Consider the following 15,948-nt stretch of genomic DNA (forward strand, 5'->3'; position numbering starts at 1 on the left):
GGATGAGAGTGATAAGCCATGGAACGGCAGAGCGGTTTGCAGGACGGTGGCTGGCGCTGCTGGTGGCCAGTCTGCTTGCGCTGCTCCCGCTGACGGTCGAGGCGGTGACCCGTTTTACCTATCTCAGTCCCGAGAGCGAGCGGGATCCGCGCACCACCTACGATCGGGAGCTGCTGCGCCTCGCCCTCGACAAGACGCGCGACCAGTTTGGCGACTATGTGATGGAGGCTGCGCCCCCCATGACCAAGGCGCGGGCACGGCTCAGCATGCAGCTCGACAGCTTCCCCAATCTCTTTGCCATGGATAGTTACAGCAGTACCCGCGATGGCCAGGAGCTGGCCTATGTCCCCTTTCCGGTGCATCTGGGGATCGTCAGCTACCGCATCTGTTTTGTCAGCCCGCAGCAGCAGGCGGCAGTCAGGGAGGTGACCGATCTTGCTGGCTTGCGCCGCTTCACCTTCGGTCAGGGCAAGGGGTGGCTCGATGTGGATATCCTGCGCCACGCCGGGCTGGAGGTGATGGAGGTGGATGGCTACGAGAAGCTGTTCAAGATGGTGGCGCGCGGCCGTTTCGATCTCTTCTGCCGCGGGGTCAGCGAACTGCGCAGCGAACTGCTCACCCACGACGAGGTGGAGGGGCTCAAGGTCGATGATGCCCTGATGATCTACTACCCGCTGCCCCGGGTTTTCTATACCAACGCCAACAACCGCGAGGCGCTCAGGCGGGTCGAGCAGGGGCTGCAAATCGCCTGGCAGGATGGCTCGCTGCAGGCACTGTGGCGCAAGAGCTTCGGCCCGGCCATTGCCTTTGCCCACCCCCAGCAGCGGCGGCTGATCAAGCTGGAGAACCCCTTCCTCAAGGGGATCAGCTTCGATTACCGTCCCTATTTCTACAATCCGCTCACCGATCGCTTCGGCGATCAGTGAGGCTCCCGCCACTTGCGGCAGAGCTCCAGCCAGGCTTCGGCGGTGCGCGACAGATAGCGCTCGCGCGGCCAGATCACTCCGAGTCGCCAGCTCAGCTCGGGCTCCAGCGGCCGCAGTACCAGCCCTTCCGGATTGAGCCGGTTGCAGACCGGCTCGGGCAGGAAGGCGACCCCCATGCCGCTGCGCACCATGGCGGTGAGAAAATCCCACTGACTGCTGCGCGCCGCTACCTGTGGCACGAACCCCGCCCCGCGGCACGCCTGCTCCAGCCGTTCGCTCAGGGTGAAGGCCTGGGTATAGAGCAGGAAGGGCTCCTCCTGCAGCGCTTCCATCCGCAGCGGCGCATCGCCGCGCCAGCGCGGCTGATCCGGCAGCACCACCTGAATGGGATAGCGATCGAGATCGAGGGCGCTGAGCGGCCCCTCCTCTTTGGTGGGCAGCATGGTGATGGCGAGATCCAGCTCCCCCTCCAGCACCGCCTGTTCGATCAGACGGCCGCCATACTCCACCAGCGTCAGCTCCACCTTGGGGTAGCGGGTGCGGTAGGCGCGGATGAGGTCAGCGTAGAGGTGACCCACCATGGGGGGAATGCCGAGGGTGAGGCGGCCATGCTGCAGGCTCTGCAGATCCGCCAGCTCCGCCTCCAGCTGCTGCATCTCGGCCAGAATGGTCTGGGCCCGCTGGAACAGCACCTGCCCGCTGTCGGTCAGGGTAAAGCGACGCCCCTCCCGGTTGAGCAGGGGCTGGCCCAGCTCCTCCTCGATATTGCGGATCATCTTGCTGATGGTGGGCTGGGTGACGAACAGCTTCTCCGAGGCGCGGGTGAAGCTCTGCTCCCGAACCAGTTCGACAAAGTAGCGCAGGGCGCGAATATCCATGGGCTCTCCCGGGATAACAAGGGCTCTAATCATGCCAATATGGCATGAAATGACTCATTCTAATTCATTTTATGAAGGATCTGAGCCAACTAACGGGGTGAGGCGCGCTGCGGGCAGGGGATAAACAGGTTGGCCGATCGGATGGCAGGAAAAGCATGGGGCGGCCACGGTGGCCGCCCGCATGTATTCAGTTGCCGCGCAGGGCGGCGGTGAGAGTCGAGAGGGAGAGGTGCTGGCGCCCGCTCTGGTCGAAGTTGGCATCGTCCAGCCAGCGACCAAGGGTTGCCTGCAGGGCGGGCCATTCGCTGTCGATCACCGAGAACCAGGCGGTATCGCGCGATCGCGTCTTGTCGACCCGGGCCTGCCGGAAGATCCCCTCGAAGGTGAAACCGAGCCGCAGCGCTGCCTGCCGGGAGGGGAGGTTGAGGGCGTTGCACTTCCACTCGTAGCGGCGATAGCCGAGGGCGAAGGCGCGTCTCATCATCAGTGCCATGGCGGCGGTGGCGAGCCGGGTGCGGCGCATCGCTGGGGCGAAGTGGAGCCAGCCCACCTCGATGCTGCCAGCGAGGGGGTCGATGCGCAGAAAGCTGGCGAGCCCGAGGGCGCGACCGCTGGCGGCATCGACGATGGCGTAGAACTGGGGATCCCGCCCCGCCGCCATGTGTGCCAGCCATCCCTGCCACTCGGTGCGGCTCGGGAAGGGGCCACTGGTGAGGTAGGTCCAGAGGCTTCCGTCATCCTCGCCGAAGGCTTGCCAGAGGCTTGCTTCATGGCGGGCCGGATCGAGCGGCTCGCAGCGACAGCCCCACCCCTCAAGTAGTTGCGCTTCGGGGAAACGGGCGCCGTCCCAGCCGGCGACCAGCGGCCCGACCGGTTGGCCAAATTCGTTGATCTCAGCAGCCACAGCGCACCTCCTCGTTTGTCAGCCGACCCGGCTCGTCGCCGAGCGCGACCGCAAAGCCATCCCGCTGCCACCAGTGGAGGCCGCCGATCAGCTCCTTGACCCGAAAACCGAGGCGCGCCAGCTTGCAGGCTCCCTGAGTCGAACCGTTGCAGCCGATGCCGTCGCAGTAGCAGACGTAGATGGCATCCCGATCGAGCCCGGCCACCCGCTCGGGCACCATCTCCCGGTGCGGCAGGGAGATGGCCCCGGGAATGTGGCCGGCGGCGTAGTGCGCTGGCGAACGGGTATCGATGACGACGATGCCGGCCGTTGCCGCCATCAGGTCGGCGGCCAGATCGGCGGCATCGGTGCGGCAGGCGAGCTGGGCCTCGAAGAAGAGGGCGGCCTGCTCGGGCGAGAGCAGGCCGGTGGAACGAACGTGACTCATGATTAACTCCTTGTCAGATGGCAGAGCTCCACTCTAGCGGCATAATGGTTCACACGGATGTACCAATTCTGCTGGATGGAGTAGACCAATGAGCGCCTTGCCGACCCTGTTTGCCGAGAACGATGCCAGCCTGCCGGTGCAGGAGCGGCTGGTGCGCACGGTGCGCGATGCCATCCTCGCCGGTCACCTGCCACAGGGTAGCCGGCTGCCGCCGAGCCGGGTGCTGGCGCGGGATCTCTCCCTGTCGCGCGGTACGGTCGAACAGGCTTATGGCCGGCTGGAGGCGGAGGGCTACCTGACCCGCCGGGTCGGCGTGGGCAGCTTCGTGGCGCTGGCGGTGGTGCCCGCACCACGCAGCAGCCAGCGCGGTGGCGCCCCCTTGTCAAAGCGCGGGGCGGCGATCCTCGCCAGCGGCGCCTGTCAGGAGGAGATGGGCACCCCGCACAGTTTTGCCAGCGGTCAGGGCGATACGATCGCCTTTCCCCGCGAGCTGTGGGGGCGACTGTTGCAGCAGCAGTGGCGCCTGCACGGGCCGCGCCTGATGCAGTATGGCGATCCGGCCGGTCTGCCCGCCCTGCGCCAGGCCATCGCCGCCTATCTGGTGCAGTCGCGCGGACTGGTCTGCCACCCGGAGCAGGTGCTGCTGCTCACCAGCTCCCAGCAGGGGATCCAGCTTGCCGCCCAGCTGCTGCTCGACCCCGGTGATACGGTCTGGCTGGAGGAGCCGGGTTACCTCGGCGCGCGCAATGCGATGCAAACCGCCGGGGCGCGCCTCCACCCGGTGCCGGTGGATGAGGAGGGGCTCAACCCGGCGGGCGATCATCCGGCGCCGCGCCTCATCTACACCACCCCTTCCCACCAGTATCCCCTCGGCATGGCGATGAGCCTGCCCCGGCGCATGGCGCTGTTGGCCCGCGCCGAGCGGGAGCAGGCCTGGATCCTGGAGGATGACTACGACGGCGAGTTTCAGTACGACCAGCGGCCGCTCCCCTCGCTGCAGGGGCTGGATCGCAGCGGCCGGGTCATCTATGTGGGCACCTTCAGCAAGGTGCTGTTCGGTTCGCTGCGCCTCGCCTATCTGGTGCTGCCACCAGCGCTGCTGGAGCCCTTTGCCCGCGCGCGCGCCGCGTTCGACGGCCACAGCAACCAGCTGTTGCAGGCGGTGACCGCCGAGTTTCTGCAGGGGGGCTATTTTGCCAGCCACCTGCGTCAGATGCGGCTGCTCTACCGCAGTCGGCGGGATCTGCTGCTGGCCCAGCTGGCCGAGCACTGCCCGCAGTTGACCCCGATCCACACCGGTGCCGGATTGCAGTGCACCGCGCTGTTGCCCCCCGGCGGCGAGGCGCGCTGGACAAACATGGCCAACCGGCAGGGGCTGGGATTGCGACCCCTGCGCCCCTTCTATCTGGGGCAGGCGGATCGGGAGGGGTGGCTGCTCGGCTATGCCGGCCTCGACAACGCCACCCTGCGCCAGCTCTGCCGCGACCTTGGCCGCGCGTTGCGAGAGGGGTAGTTCATGCCTTTAAGGCATGAAATTGATAATTTAAATTCATTTCTGGAAGGTTTTGCCTCTCTCTATACTGTGAACCAGTTCACAGAAAGACCCTTGATCATGAAATCCCTTGCCCTGCGCTGGTTACAGACACTCTTCCAGATTGTGTTGCTGGCAGCCATCTGGCTGTTGGCCGATACCGCGGTTCGAACCCTCCATCTGCCGCTGCCCGCCAACCTCACCGGCATGCTGTTGCTGCTGGCCTGCATCCTGCTTGGAGTGGTCAAGGCCGAGTGGTTCAGTGCCGGCGCGCGCTGGCTGCTGGCCGAGATGCTGCTCTTCTTCGTCCCCGCTGTGGTGGCGGTGGTCAACTATCAGGAGCTGCTGCTGCAAGAGGGGTGGCGCATCATGGTGGTGCTGCTGGTGAGCACCACCCTGGTACTCGGTACCACGGCGCTGGTGGTGGACCGGGTTTACCGCCTCGAACTGAAACTGGCCCGTCGGAGTCGCCGTCATGTCTGATACCCTGCTCGGGCTGCTCTGTTTCGCCCTCACCCTGCTCTTCTACTACTCCAGCAAATGGCTCTACGGCAAAAAGCGGATCCTGCCGCTGATGCCGCTGCTGCTGGCGCCGACCCTGCTGGTGGCCGTGGTGGTGCTGTTCCACATCCCCTATCAGGACTACATGGCGGAATCCCACTGGCTGCTCTGGCTGCTGGGCCCGGCCACCGTCGCCTTCGCGGTGCCGGTCTACGAGAACCGCCAGCTCATTCGTCGCCACTGGCTGTCGCTGTCGGTCGGGGTGGTCGCATCGGTCATCATGGCGGTGGGGAGTACCGTGCTGCTGGCCCGCTGGCTCGATCTCTCCGACATGTTGCAGCGCAGTCTGGCGATGCGCTCCATCACCACGCCGTTTGCGGTGGAGGCGACCCGCGCCATCGGCGGTCAGAGCGATCTCACCGCGCTGTTTGTGGTGCTGACCGGCGTCATCGGTATGGCGGTAGGGGAGAGCGTGCTCACCGTGCTGGCCATTCGCAGTCGCCTTGGCAAGGGGGCGGGGTTTGGTGCCTCGGCCCACGGCGCCGGCACCGCCAGGGCGTATCAAATGGGCAACGAAGAGGGGGTGGTCTCCAGCATGGTGATGATGATCGCCGGCATGGTGACCGTGCTGCTGGCACCCCTGCTGGGCCGGATGTTCTGGTAGGCTGAGCTCCCCTTTACAAGGCTGCTCGTCCCGGCGCTACACTCTAGTGAGCGTGTATTCCCGGGATGAGCAGTATGACCTTTCATCGCCTCGCTTCCTGCTTGCTGCTGTGCAGCCTCTCCCTCCTTGCCGCCCCCCTGCGGGCGAGCGACGTTTTTACCCATATCAGCCCGGAGAGCGACCGGGATCAGCGCACCATCTATTTTCGTGAGCTGCTGCAGCTGGCGCTGGAGAAGACCCGCGACAGCTTCGGTGACTACGAGCTGCGGGCAGCGCCGCCGATGAACCGGATCCGGCTGCGCCAAGTGCTGCAGACCAACCTCTACCCCAACTTCTTTGCCGTCGATACCCCGCAGCCCGATAGCGGCGAGGCCCTCGACTATGTCCGCTTTCCGGTGGAGCTCGGCATCCTCGGCTATCGCATCTGCTTCGTCAGCCCGCAGCAGGCGAAGGCGATTGCCGGGGTGACCCGCTTCGAGCAGCTCAAGCAGTACCAGAATGTGCAGGGACGTGGCTGGCAGGATGCCGCCATTTTGCGGGCGGCAGGTCTGCAGGTGCAGGAGGTGGACAGCTACGAGCGGCTGTTCAAGCTGGTGGCCCGCGGGCGGGCCGACCTCTTTTGCCGCGGCGCCAACGAGCTCTTCACCGAGCTGGAGCAGCACCGGGATGTGGCCGGTCTCACCGTGGAGCAGCATATCGCCCTGCACTACCCCTTTCTCCATCTCTTCTACACCTTCAAGGGGAATCAGGCGGGGATCCGGCGCATTCAGGCCGGGCTCAAGCTGGCGTGGCAGGATGGCTCGCTACAGCGGCTCTGGCTGCACCACTTCAAACCCTCCCTCGGTCAGGCCAGACTCCACCAGCGCCAGCTGTTCGAGCTGCCCAACCCGCTGCTCAAGGGGATCGATTTTGATTACGACGCCTACCATTACGATCCGGTGACGGGGCGTTTCGGCCCCGGCTTGCCCTGAGCCGGGATGCCCTCCCGGTGGATCATTAGCCTGCGCAAACGCACCTTTTTCATTCCAATAAGGCATGTTCTGTATAATTTAAATTCATTTAATGAATGCGCTGCCTACTGAATATACTGTGACTCGCTTCACGGTAATCAGGTTTGGCTCCTGCCCGGCTTATCAGCCCCGCTGAACTTGTTCCTGAACCGTCCAGCTCAGGCGTCTTGGTGTCCGACATGAAGGCGTCCATCACCGATCGGGGTGAGCCCCGGATTTGTTACCGCTGACGGAGCCTTCACATGTTCTCTTCTGCTACCAACGCGCTCATTGTCGAAGGGGGCGCCATGCGCGGCATCTTCGCCAGTGGCGTGCTCGATGCCTTCGTGGAAAGCCACCACTACCCGTTCGATTTCGTCATGGGAGTCTCGGCCGGGGCGACCAATCTGGTCTCCTATCTGAGCGAGCAGCCACGCCGCAGCCATCACATCATCACCGAGCTGGCCTGCAGCAGCGACTTTCTCGACCCGCTGCGCTTCGTCAAGGGGGGTGATCTGGTGGATGTCAGCTGGCTCTGGCGTACCAGTCGTTACCGCTTTCCCCTCGATCTCGATACCTTCTCCGCCTGCCGTATTCCCTTCTATGCGGTCACCACTGATGTGGCGACCGGTGAAGCCGTCTACCTGCCGGTGCACCCCGACAACATGGACGAGGTGCTGACCGCCACCTGCGCCCTGCCGGTGGTGCAACACGAGACCCCCTGTGTCGATGGCCGTCTCATGGCGGATGGCGGCATCAGCGACTCGATCCCGGTGATCGAGGCCTATCGGCGCGGGGCGCGGCGGATGACGGTAGTGCTCTCCGAGCCGCGCGGTTATCGCAAGAAGCCGGCCCGTTTCTGCTGGATGGTGAAGGCGCTGCTCAAGACCCAGCCTGCACTGGCACAGGCGATGCTGGCACGGGATGTGGCCTACAACCGCGCTCTCGACTTTATCGAAACGCCACCTGCCGATTGCGAGATCGAGGTGATCGCGCCACCGGCCGGTTTTCCGGTCTCCCGCTTTACCCGCGATCAGCTCAAGCTGGAGTCCGGCTATCTGCAGGGCTACTGGCAGGGACGCCAGAGCCTGCTGCGGGCGGGCAGAGAGGCGCGGGCTGCCTAGCGGCAAAATGGCCGGAATAGGGAATGCAGTAATGAAAAGGGGAACCTCGCGGTTCCCCTTTTATCTTTCTGATCGGCAGTCGCAGGTTACAGCATCTGCTTGAGGCGATAGAGCAGGTCGAGTGCCTGACGGGGGGTGAGCTCGTCCGGGCGCACCGCTTCCAGCTCATCGACTACCGGATGGCTCTGGGGCGCCATGGCCACCGGGGCCGGGCGGGTTTCACCGGCGGCCACCGGGGTGGCACTTTCCAGCTCGTGCAACTTGTGGCGGGCCTGCTGGATCACCGATTTGGGCACCCCCGCCAGTGCGGCGACTTGCAGGCCGTAGGAGCGGCTGGCCGCCCCCTCCTGCACCGCGTGCATAAAGGCGATGGTGTCGCCGTGCTCCACCGCATCGAGGTGGACGTTGGCCAGCCCGCTCATCAGCTCCGGCAGGCGGGTCAGCTCGAAGTAGTGGGTGGCAAACAGGGTGTAGGCGCCGATCTTGCTCGCCAGTTGCTCGGCACAGGCCCACGCCAGCGAGAGGCCGTCGTAGGTGCTGGTGCCGCGGCCAATCTCGTCCATCAGCACCAGACTGCGGGCGGTGGCGTTGTTGAGGATGTTGGCGGTCTCGGTCATCTCCACCATAAAGGTGGAGCGGCCGGAGGCGAGATCGTCCGACGCCCCGATCCGGGTGAAGATGCGGTCGATGGGGCCGATGCGGGCGCTGTCGGCGGGCACGAAGGCACCGATATGGGCCAGCAGCACGATCAGCGCGGTCTGGCGCATGTAGGTCGATTTACCGCCCATGTTGGGGCCGGTGATGATCAGCATCCGCCGCTCCCGCTCCAGCCGGATGGGGTTGGCGATAAAGGGATCTGTCATTACCTGCTCAACCACAGGATGGCGGCCCGCTTCGATCAGGATCTGATCCTCATCGATGAGGGTCGGGCAGCGGTAGTCGAGGGTCTCGGCCCGCTCGGCCAGGTTGGCCAGCACGTCCAGCTCCGCCAGCGCGGCAGCAGACTCCTGCAAATCGCCCAGATGCGGCAGCAGAGCATCGAGCAGCTCTTCGTAGAGGCGTTTCTCCAGCGCCAGCGCCTGAGCCTGGGCGGTGAGCACCCGATCCTCGTACTTTTTCAGCTCGTCGATGATGTAGCGTTCGTTGTTCTTGAGGGTCTGGCGGCGGATGTAGTGGGCCGGCACCAGATGGCTGTTGGCGCGGCTCACCTCGATATAGAAGCCGTGCACCTTGTTGTAACCCACCTTGAGGGTGTTGATGCCGGTCAGCAGCTTCTCGCGCTCCTCGATGCGGGCGAGGCTGGCGGTGGCGCCGTTGGCCAGATCCCGCAGCTCGTCCAGCTCGGCGTTGAACCCTTCACGAATGACGCCGCCATCGCGGATCAACACAGGCGGCACCTCCATCACGGCGCGCTCCAGCAGATCCAGCAGCTCGGGGAAGGTGCTGGCCCGCTCGCGCAGCTGCTGCACCGCCTCGTGCTCGCTCTCCGCCAGCAGGCGCTGCAATTCGGGCAGCTGAGCGAAAGCCTGCCGCAGCCGGGTGAGATCGCGCGGACGGGCCGAGCGCAGGGCCAGACGCGCCAGCACCCGCTCCACATCGCCGACCTGACGCAGCAGGCCCCCCAGCTCGTCATAGAGGTTCTGTTCGATCAGCTCCTTGATGGTGCTCTGGCGACCTTTGAGGATCACCCGATCGCGGATCGGCTGGTGGATCCAGCGCTTGAGCAGGCGGCTGCCCATCGGTGTGGCGGTGCAGTCCAGCACAGCGGAGAGGGTGTTGTCGTGGCCGCCGGCCAGATTCTGGGTCAGCTCCAGATTGCGGCGGGTGGCGGCATCCATGATGACGGCGTGATCGGGCTGCTCGAGGCGCACGCTGCGAATGTGGGGCAGGGCGGTGCGCTGGGTGTCCTTGACGTACTGCATCAGACAGCCGGCGGCGCACAGGGCGGTCTCGCTCTGCTCGACGCCAAAGCCCACCAGATCCTGGGTGCCGAACTGCTGGCACAAGAGCTTGCGGGCGGTGCCGAGTTCGAACTCCCACTCCGGGCGGCGGCGCAGGCCGCGACGACCCTCGACGTGGTGCAGGAAGGCGAACGATTCGGGGTAGAGCAGCTCCGCCGGATTGGTGCGCTGCAGCTCCGCCAGCAGGGTCTCTTCTTTCTCGAACTGATTGATGAAGAAGCGGCCGGAGCCGATGTCCATGGTGCCGTAGCCGAAGCGGCGGCCATCGTGGTAGACGGCGGCGATCAGGTTGTCCTGTCGCTCGCTGAGCAGCGCCTCGTCGGAGACAGTGCCCGGGGTGATGATGCGAATGACCTTGCGCTCCACCGGCCCCTTGCTGGTGGCGGGATCCCCCACCTGTTCGCAGATGGCGGCCGACTCGCCGAGCTGTACCAGCTTGGCCAGATAACCCTCGATGGCGTGATAGGGCACCCCTGCCATCGGGATGGGGCTGCCGGCCGACTGGCCACGCTTGGTCAGGGAGATGTCGAGCAGTTGGGAGGCCTTGCGGGCATCGTCGTAGAACAACTCGTAGAAGTCGCCCATCCGGTAGAACAGCAGGATCTCCGGGTTCTCGGCCTTGAGGGTCAGATACTGCTGCATCATGGGCGTGTGAGCGCTGAGATTGGCGCTTGGTGCAGCGCCAGTAGCTTGGTGTTGTGCGGTCATGTTCTATTCCAGAAGGGGCCTCTGCGGGCCCGGGTCTGCGGTGATGAGCCTTGAGCTTGATGGCGCCATTCTACACATAAGCGCCGCGCCGGGGGAGGTTGGCTCACACCACCATTGGGCTGATGCGAGTCATCAGTCTTGTGACAATCAGCTCAGTTGCGAGGGGCTGCGGCGGGATCGCATAATGTGCCCTTTCCACGAATCAGAAGGAGCTGTGATGAAACTGGACGCAGAGATAGAGCACCTCGCCATCGAGCTGGGGCGGGCCCTTGGCCAGCGGGGCTGGCTGGCGGCAACCGCCGAATCCTGTACTGGTGGTGGGGTGGCCACGGCCATCACCGACATCGCGGGTAGCTCAGGCTGGTTTGATCGCGGCTTTGTCACCTATACCAACGAGGCCAAGCAGCAGATGCTGGGGGTGAGCCGCGAGAGCCTTGAGCGGCACGGCGCGGTGAGCGAGGCGGTCGTGCTGGAGATGGCCCGCGGTGCGCTGGCGCACTCGTCGGCCTCCATCAGCGTTGCCATCAGCGGCATCGCCGGCCCCGGCGGCGCGACTGAGGGCAAGCCGGTCGGCACCGTCTGGTTCGCCTGGGCCGACAGCAATGGCCGCCACCACTCCCTGCTGGCCCGCTTCGACGGGGATCGTCGGCAGGTGCGCCAGCAGGCGGTGAGACAGGCCTTGTCGGGTCTGTTGGCCCTGCTCAGATAAATTGGGCTTGATACTGTATGAATAGACAGTATACTTAGCCCAACTTCATTTTTACTCACGATTTCCAGCGGAGATTGGCATGGATCAGAACAAACAGAAGGCACTGGCGGCTGCGCTGGGTCAGATTGAAAAGCAGTTCGGCAAAGGCTCCATCATGCGTCTGGGCGACAGCAAGACCATGGATATCGAAGCCATCTCCACCGGCTCCCTCTCTCTGGACGTGGCGCTGGGGATCGGTGGTCTGCCATGCGGTCGTATCGTCGAGATCTACGGCCCGGAATCTTCCGGTAAAACCACACTGACCCTGCAGGTTATCGCCGAAGCCCAGAAGAAGGGCAAGACCTGTGCCTTCGTCGATGCGGAGCACGCGCTGGATCCTATCTATGCCGCCAAGCTGGGCGTCAATGTCGACGACCTGCTCATCTCCCAGCCGGATACCGGTGAACAGGCGCTGGAGATCTGCGACATGCTGGTGCGCTCCAATGCAGTTGACGTCATCATCGTCGACTCCGTGGCAGCCCTGACTCCGAAAGCGGAAATCGAAGGCGAGATGGGTGACTCCCACGTTGGCCTGCAAGCTCGTCTGATGTCCCAGGCGCTGCGCAAGCTGACCGCCAACATCAAAAACGCCAACTGCCTGTGCATCTTCATCAACCAGATCCGGATGAAGATCGGCGTCATGTTCGGCAGCCCGGAGACCACCACCGGTGGTAACGCGCTCAAGTTCTACGCCTCCGTGCGTCTGGATATCCGTCGTACCGGCGCCATCAAGGAAGGTGACGAAGTGGTCGGTAACGAGACCCGCGTCAAGGTAGTGAAGAACAAGGTGGCTCCTCCCTTCAAGCAGGCAGAATTCCAGATCTTCTACGGTGCCGGTATCTCCAAAGAGGGTGAGCTGGTTGACCTGGGCGTCAAGCACAAGCTGATCGACAAGGCTGGTGCCTGGTACAGCTACAACGGCGAGAAGATTGGTCAGGGCAAGGCAAACGTGATGAAGCTGTTCGCCGAGAACAAGGCGATGGCTGGCGAAGTGGAAGCCAAACTGCGCGAGCTGCTGCTCTCCGGTGCCGTACCTGTCGATGACAAGGCTGCACCGGTTGAGGCAGAAGAGTTTGATGCCGAAAGCGAACAAGAGTTCGAATAAGGAACAAAGGAAGGCCGGGTAGATACCCGGCCTTGTTATTTATGATGGTTGATGAATCCGTTACCGAACCGGTTGAGCCCGCCGAGCCGACCTTTGCCGAACAGCTGGCCGCTGCCCGCGGCTATGCCATGCGAAGTCTGGCCCGCCGCGAGAGTGCCGAGTCGGAGCTGGCCAGACGCCTGCGCCAGCAGGGCTATCAGGAAGAGGTGATCGAGGCGGTGGTCGACTACTGCCGCGGTTACAACTGGGTCAATGACGAGCGCTATGGTGCCATGGCGGTGCGGGCTGGTGCCGCCAAGGGACATGGCCCGCTCAAGATCCGTTTCGACCTGCGTCGCAAGGGGCTGGACGATGGCCAGATCGATGCTGCTTTCGAGCAACCCGAGCTGGACTGGTTCGAGCTCGCCCTCGAACTGCTGGAGCGACGGGCCAAAATAGCCGACCTAGCTGACTTCAAGCTGCGGATGAAGTGGCTCAAATATCTGCTGGGGCGCGGCTTTACCCAGGATCAGGCGCGTTATGCCATCTCGGCCCTGCAGGAGCGGGAGGAGTAACGCCACTGCGTGGCAAAAGTCGTTTCACCTCTCCTTGTGGCAGGTTTTTCCTGCCGGCTCAGTAGCTTGCGCACACAATCCCGAAAAAACGGCCTTTTGTTCATCTCATCCCTCTTTATGCGCTGCTTTTTTGCCTCTCGACAGTGAAAAAAGCCACTGTGGGCGGTGCCGCTCTTTTCTGGCCCGTTTATGTGCGCTTTTTCGCCCGTGGCGGCCCTGTCCGTTTTACTTTACCCCGCAGAAAACTTACATTAATGCGGTTAAAAGTCCGTATTCGAATCAAGCAGGATTTTCCATGTATATGTCCACGTCAGAGATTCGCGCTGCGTTTCTCGAGTATTTCCGTTCCCAGGGGCACCAGGTTGTCTCCTCCAGCTCGCTGGTACCGCATAACGACCCGACCCTGTTGTTTACCAATGCGGGTATGAACCAGTTCAAGGACGTGTTCCTTGGCGCAGACAAGCGTGCATACAATCGCGCGACGACTTCCCAGCGTTGCGTGCGTGCCGGTGGTAAGCACAACGATCTGGAAAACGTCGGCTATACCGCTCGTCACCACACCTTCTTTGAAATGCTGGGTAACTTCAGCTTCGGTGACTACTTCAAACAGGATGCCATCAAGTTTGCATGGGGTTTCCTGACCGAGGTGCTGCAGCTGCCGAAAGAGCGCCTGCTGGTAACCGTCTACGCGACTGACGATGAAGCTTTCGACATCTGGGAAAAAGAGGTCGGTGTTCCGGCTGATCGCATCGTGCGCATCGGTGACAACAAGGGCGCCCCTTACGCCTCCGACAACTTCTGGGCGATGGGTGATACCGGCCCGTGCGGTCCCTGCACCGAGATCTTCTATGACCACGGCGATCACATCTGGGGTGGCCGTCCCGGCTCACCGGAAGAGGATGGCGACCGTTTCATCGAGATCTGGAACGTGGTCTTCATGCAGTTCAACCGTCAGGCTGACGGCACCATGGAGCCGCTGCCGCGTCCGTCCGTGGATACCGGCATGGGTCTGGAGCGTATCTCCGCTATCATGCAGGGTGTCCACTCCAACTACGAAATCGACATCTTCCAGGCGCTGATCAAGAAAGCGGCCGAGATTGTCGGCACCACAGATCTGAGCAACCAGTCTCTGCGCGTCATCGCTGACCACATCCGCTCCTGCGCCTTCCTGGTGGCAGATGGCGTGATGCCGTCCAACGAAGGTCGTGGCTATGTGCTGCGTCGCATCATCCGCCGCGCCGTGCGTCATGGTCGCAAGCTGGGCGCTACCGATGTCTTCTTCTACAAACTGGCTGCCGAGCTGGCAGTGCAGATGAAGGATGTCGCTGCCGAGCTGATCGCCCAGCTGCCGCTGGTCGAGCGCGTGCTGCGCATTGAAGAGGAGCAGTTCGTCCGCACTCTGGATCGCGGTCTGCTGCTGCTGGAAGACGCTCTGGCCAACCTGGGCGATGCCAAGGTTATTCCGGGCGAAGTGGTGTTCAAGCTCTATGACACTTACGGCTTCCCGGCCGACCTGACTGCCGACGTGGTGCGCGAGCGCGAGATCGGCATCGACGAAGAGGGCTTCAAGGCCGAGATGGAGAAGCAGCGTGCTCGTGCCAAGGAAGCGTCCAGTTTCGGCGTGAACTACAACGAGATGCTCAAGCTCGATTTCGAAACCCCCTTCACCGGTTACAAGACCCTGAGCGAGCGCACTCGCGTGGTCGGTATCTACAAGGGTGTGGAAGAGGTGAGCGGTCTTATCGCCGGTGACGAAGCGGTCATCGTGCTGGAAGAGACCCCCTTCTACGCCGAGTCCGGCGGCCAGATTGGCGACAGCGGTACCCTGAAAGTGGACGACGGCATCTTTGCCGTGACTGACACCCTGAAAGCGGGCAAGGCGATCATCCACAAGGGTTATATGGAGCTGGGCACCCTGGAGAAAGGGGCCGAGGTTGAGGCCGTGGTAGACGCTGACCGTCGTCAGGCCATCGCCCTGAACCACTCCGTGACTCACCTGCTGCACGCTGCCCTGCGTCAGGCACTGGGCGAGCATGTCACCCAGAAAGGTTCTCTGGTTGGGGCCGAGCGCATGCGTTTCGACTTCTCCCACTTCGAGGGGCTGACCATGGCGACCATTCGCCGGGTCGAGGAGCTGGTCAACAACCAGATCCGCGCCAACCACGAAATCACCACCCAGCTGATGGATCTGGAAGCGGCCAAGTCCGCCGGTGCCATGGCGCTGTTTGGTGAAAAATATGAAGATGACGTGCGCGTGGTGCGCATGGGCGACTACTCCACCGAGCTGTGCGGCGGTACTCACGCCAAGCGCACCGGCGATATCGGCTTCTTCAAGATCATCGCCGAGAGCGGTATCGCAGCTGGCGTGCGCCGTATCGAAGCGGTGACCGGCAAAGCGGCCATCGACTTCATGCATCAGGTTGGCGAGCAGATCGAAGAGGCTGCTGCCCTGGTGAAAGGCGACCAATTCTGCATCGCCGACAAGGTTCGCCAGATGCTGGACAAGGCCAAGATGATGGAGCGCGAGCTGGAGCAGCTCAAGGCCAAGTTGGCCGCTCAGGCCGGTAACGACCTGCTGGGTCAGGTGATCGAGATCAACGGTCAGAAGGTGCTGGTTGCAGCGCTGGAAGGGGCCGATCCGAAATCCCTGCGCGGCATGCTGGACGAGCTGAAGAACCAGATGAAGTCCGGTGTTGTGCTGCTGGCAACCTGTGCCGACGGCAAGGTCAACCTGATCGCCGGTGTCACCAACGACCTGACCGGCAAGGTCAAGGCCGGTGAGCTGGTCAATCTGGTTGCCCAGCAGGTGGGTGGCAAGGGCGGTGGCCGTCCGGACATGGCACAGGCGGGTGGTACCCAGCCTGAGGCGGTGACGGCAGCGCTGCAATCCGTTCACTCCTGGCTGGAAGAGCGCCTGTAATCGGGCGA

Annotated in this window: 14 protein-coding genes; 10 read left to right on the top strand and 4 right to left on the bottom strand. The window is 63.4% G+C overall.

The window, feature by feature from the left end:
* Positions 1-2 precede the first annotated feature (2 nt).
* Entirely contained in the window at positions 3-926 is a 924-nt protein-coding gene (locus LG31_RS0118670) for a type 2 periplasmic-binding domain-containing protein (protein ID WP_050513490.1), read from the top strand.
* On the opposite strand, the gene LG31_RS0118675 is transcribed toward LG31_RS0118670, so the two are convergent.
* From LG31_RS0118675 to LG31_RS0118685, 3 genes are all read right to left on the bottom strand, one after another.
* The gene (locus LG31_RS0118675; protein ID WP_033115919.1) at positions 920-1,804 is read right to left on the bottom strand and encodes a LysR family transcriptional regulator; all 885 of its coding nucleotides are present in this window, start codon (positions 1,802-1,804) and stop codon (positions 920-922) included. The two genes, LG31_RS0118670 and LG31_RS0118675, sit on opposite strands and share 7 nt — an antisense overlap.
* A 187-nt stretch (positions 1,805-1,991) precedes the next feature.
* The gene (locus tag LG31_RS0118680) at positions 1,992-2,708 is read right to left on the bottom strand and encodes a GNAT family N-acetyltransferase (RefSeq protein ID WP_033115920.1); all 717 of its coding nucleotides are present in this window, start codon (positions 2,706-2,708) and stop codon (positions 1,992-1,994) included.
* Entirely contained in the window at positions 2,698-3,135 is a 438-nt protein-coding gene (locus tag LG31_RS0118685; RefSeq protein WP_033115921.1) for a rhodanese-like domain-containing protein, read from the bottom strand. The genes LG31_RS0118680 and LG31_RS0118685 overlap by 11 nt, the downstream gene beginning before the upstream one ends.
* Before the next feature lie 88 nt (positions 3,136-3,223).
* On the opposite strand from LG31_RS0118685, the gene pdxR reads away from it, so the two are divergent.
* The 5 genes from pdxR (at position 3,224) to LG31_RS0118710 (ending at position 7,944) form a co-directional block, all read left to right on the top strand.
* Positions 3,224-4,648 carry a MocR-like pyridoxine biosynthesis transcription factor PdxR gene (gene pdxR, locus LG31_RS0118690; protein ID WP_033115922.1) on the top strand — a complete coding sequence of 475 codons (1,425 nt, stop codon included), beginning with the start codon at positions 3,224-3,226 and terminating at the stop codon, positions 4,646-4,648.
* A gap of 99 nt (positions 4,649-4,747) precedes the next feature.
* Positions 4,748-5,149, top strand: coding sequence for a CidA/LrgA family protein (locus LG31_RS0118695; RefSeq protein ID WP_033115923.1), 402 nt, complete (start codon positions 4,748-4,750; stop codon positions 5,147-5,149).
* Positions 5,142-5,831 carry an LrgB family protein gene (locus tag LG31_RS0118700; protein ID WP_033115924.1) on the top strand — a complete coding sequence of 230 codons (690 nt, stop codon included), beginning with the start codon at positions 5,142-5,144 and terminating at the stop codon, positions 5,829-5,831. Before LG31_RS0118695 ends, LG31_RS0118700 begins: the two co-directional genes overlap by 8 nt.
* A gap of 74 nt (positions 5,832-5,905) precedes the next feature.
* Positions 5,906-6,802 carry a type 2 periplasmic-binding domain-containing protein gene (locus LG31_RS0118705; protein ID WP_033115925.1) on the top strand — a complete coding sequence of 299 codons (897 nt, stop codon included), beginning with the start codon at positions 5,906-5,908 and terminating at the stop codon, positions 6,800-6,802.
* Positions 6,803-7,083: 281 nt separating this feature from the next.
* A complete protein-coding gene (locus LG31_RS0118710; RefSeq protein WP_033115926.1) occupies positions 7,084-7,944 on the top strand; it encodes a patatin-like phospholipase family protein in 861 nt (286 codons plus the stop codon).
* A gap of 86 nt (positions 7,945-8,030) precedes the next feature.
* Here the strand turns inward: LG31_RS0118710 and mutS are convergent, their stop codons facing one another.
* The gene (mutS, locus tag LG31_RS0118715) at positions 8,031-10,613 is read right to left on the bottom strand and encodes a DNA mismatch repair protein MutS (protein ID WP_033115927.1); all 2,583 of its coding nucleotides are present in this window, start codon (positions 10,611-10,613) and stop codon (positions 8,031-8,033) included.
* A gap of 217 nt (positions 10,614-10,830) precedes the next feature.
* Between mutS and pncC the strand changes: the two genes are divergently transcribed.
* From pncC to alaS, 4 genes are all read left to right on the top strand, one after another.
* Positions 10,831-11,322: a nicotinamide-nucleotide amidase gene (pncC, locus tag LG31_RS0118720; protein WP_033115928.1), complete on the top strand. Its 492-nt coding sequence runs from the start codon at positions 10,831-10,833 to the stop codon at positions 11,320-11,322.
* A 79-nt stretch (positions 11,323-11,401) separates the two neighbouring features.
* Positions 11,402-12,466, top strand: a complete 1,065-nt coding sequence (recA, locus tag LG31_RS0118725; RefSeq protein WP_033115929.1) for a recombinase RecA — start codon at positions 11,402-11,404, stop codon at positions 12,464-12,466.
* A 44-nt stretch (positions 12,467-12,510) separates the two neighbouring features.
* Entirely contained in the window at positions 12,511-13,020 is a 510-nt protein-coding gene (locus LG31_RS0118730; RefSeq protein WP_033115945.1) for a regulatory protein RecX, read from the top strand.
* 295 nt (positions 13,021-13,315) lie between these two features.
* On the top strand, positions 13,316-15,940 hold the full coding sequence (gene alaS / locus LG31_RS0118735) for an alanine--tRNA ligase (protein ID WP_033115930.1): 2,625 nt from the start codon (positions 13,316-13,318) through the stop codon (positions 15,938-15,940).
* Positions 15,941-15,948: the final 8 nt, after the last annotated feature.

It is taken from the genome of Aeromonas lacus (genome assembly GCF_000764665.1).
GTDB lineage: Bacteria > Pseudomonadota > Gammaproteobacteria > Enterobacterales > Aeromonadaceae > Aeromonas > Aeromonas lacus.

Coding starts and splice junctions, on each gene's coding strand:
- LG31_RS0118670 (WP_050513490.1), top strand. CDS start 3: ATGAGAGTGATAAGCCATGGAACGGCAGAGCGGTTTGCAGGACGGTGG.
- LG31_RS0118675 (WP_033115919.1), bottom strand. CDS start 1,804: ATGGATATTCGCGCCCTGCGCTACTTTGTCGAACTGGTTCGGGAGCAG.
- LG31_RS0118685 (WP_033115921.1), bottom strand. CDS start 3,135: ATGAGTCACGTTCGTTCCACCGGCCTGCTCTCGCCCGAGCAGGCCGCC.
- pdxR (WP_033115922.1), top strand. CDS start 3,224: ATGAGCGCCTTGCCGACCCTGTTTGCCGAGAACGATGCCAGCCTGCCG.
- LG31_RS0118695 (WP_033115923.1), top strand. CDS start 4,748: ATGAAATCCCTTGCCCTGCGCTGGTTACAGACACTCTTCCAGATTGTG.
- LG31_RS0118700 (WP_033115924.1), top strand. CDS start 5,142: ATGTCTGATACCCTGCTCGGGCTGCTCTGTTTCGCCCTCACCCTGCTC.
- LG31_RS0118705 (WP_033115925.1), top strand. CDS start 5,906: ATGACCTTTCATCGCCTCGCTTCCTGCTTGCTGCTGTGCAGCCTCTCC.
- LG31_RS0118710 (WP_033115926.1), top strand. CDS start 7,084: ATGTTCTCTTCTGCTACCAACGCGCTCATTGTCGAAGGGGGCGCCATG.
- mutS (WP_033115927.1), bottom strand. CDS start 10,613: ATGACCGCACAACACCAAGCTACTGGCGCTGCACCAAGCGCCAATCTC.
- pncC (WP_033115928.1), top strand. CDS start 10,831: ATGAAACTGGACGCAGAGATAGAGCACCTCGCCATCGAGCTGGGGCGG.
- recA (WP_033115929.1), top strand. CDS start 11,402: ATGGATCAGAACAAACAGAAGGCACTGGCGGCTGCGCTGGGTCAGATT.
- LG31_RS0118730 (WP_033115945.1), top strand. CDS start 12,511: ATGGTTGATGAATCCGTTACCGAACCGGTTGAGCCCGCCGAGCCGACC.
- alaS (WP_033115930.1), top strand. CDS start 13,316: ATGTATATGTCCACGTCAGAGATTCGCGCTGCGTTTCTCGAGTATTTC.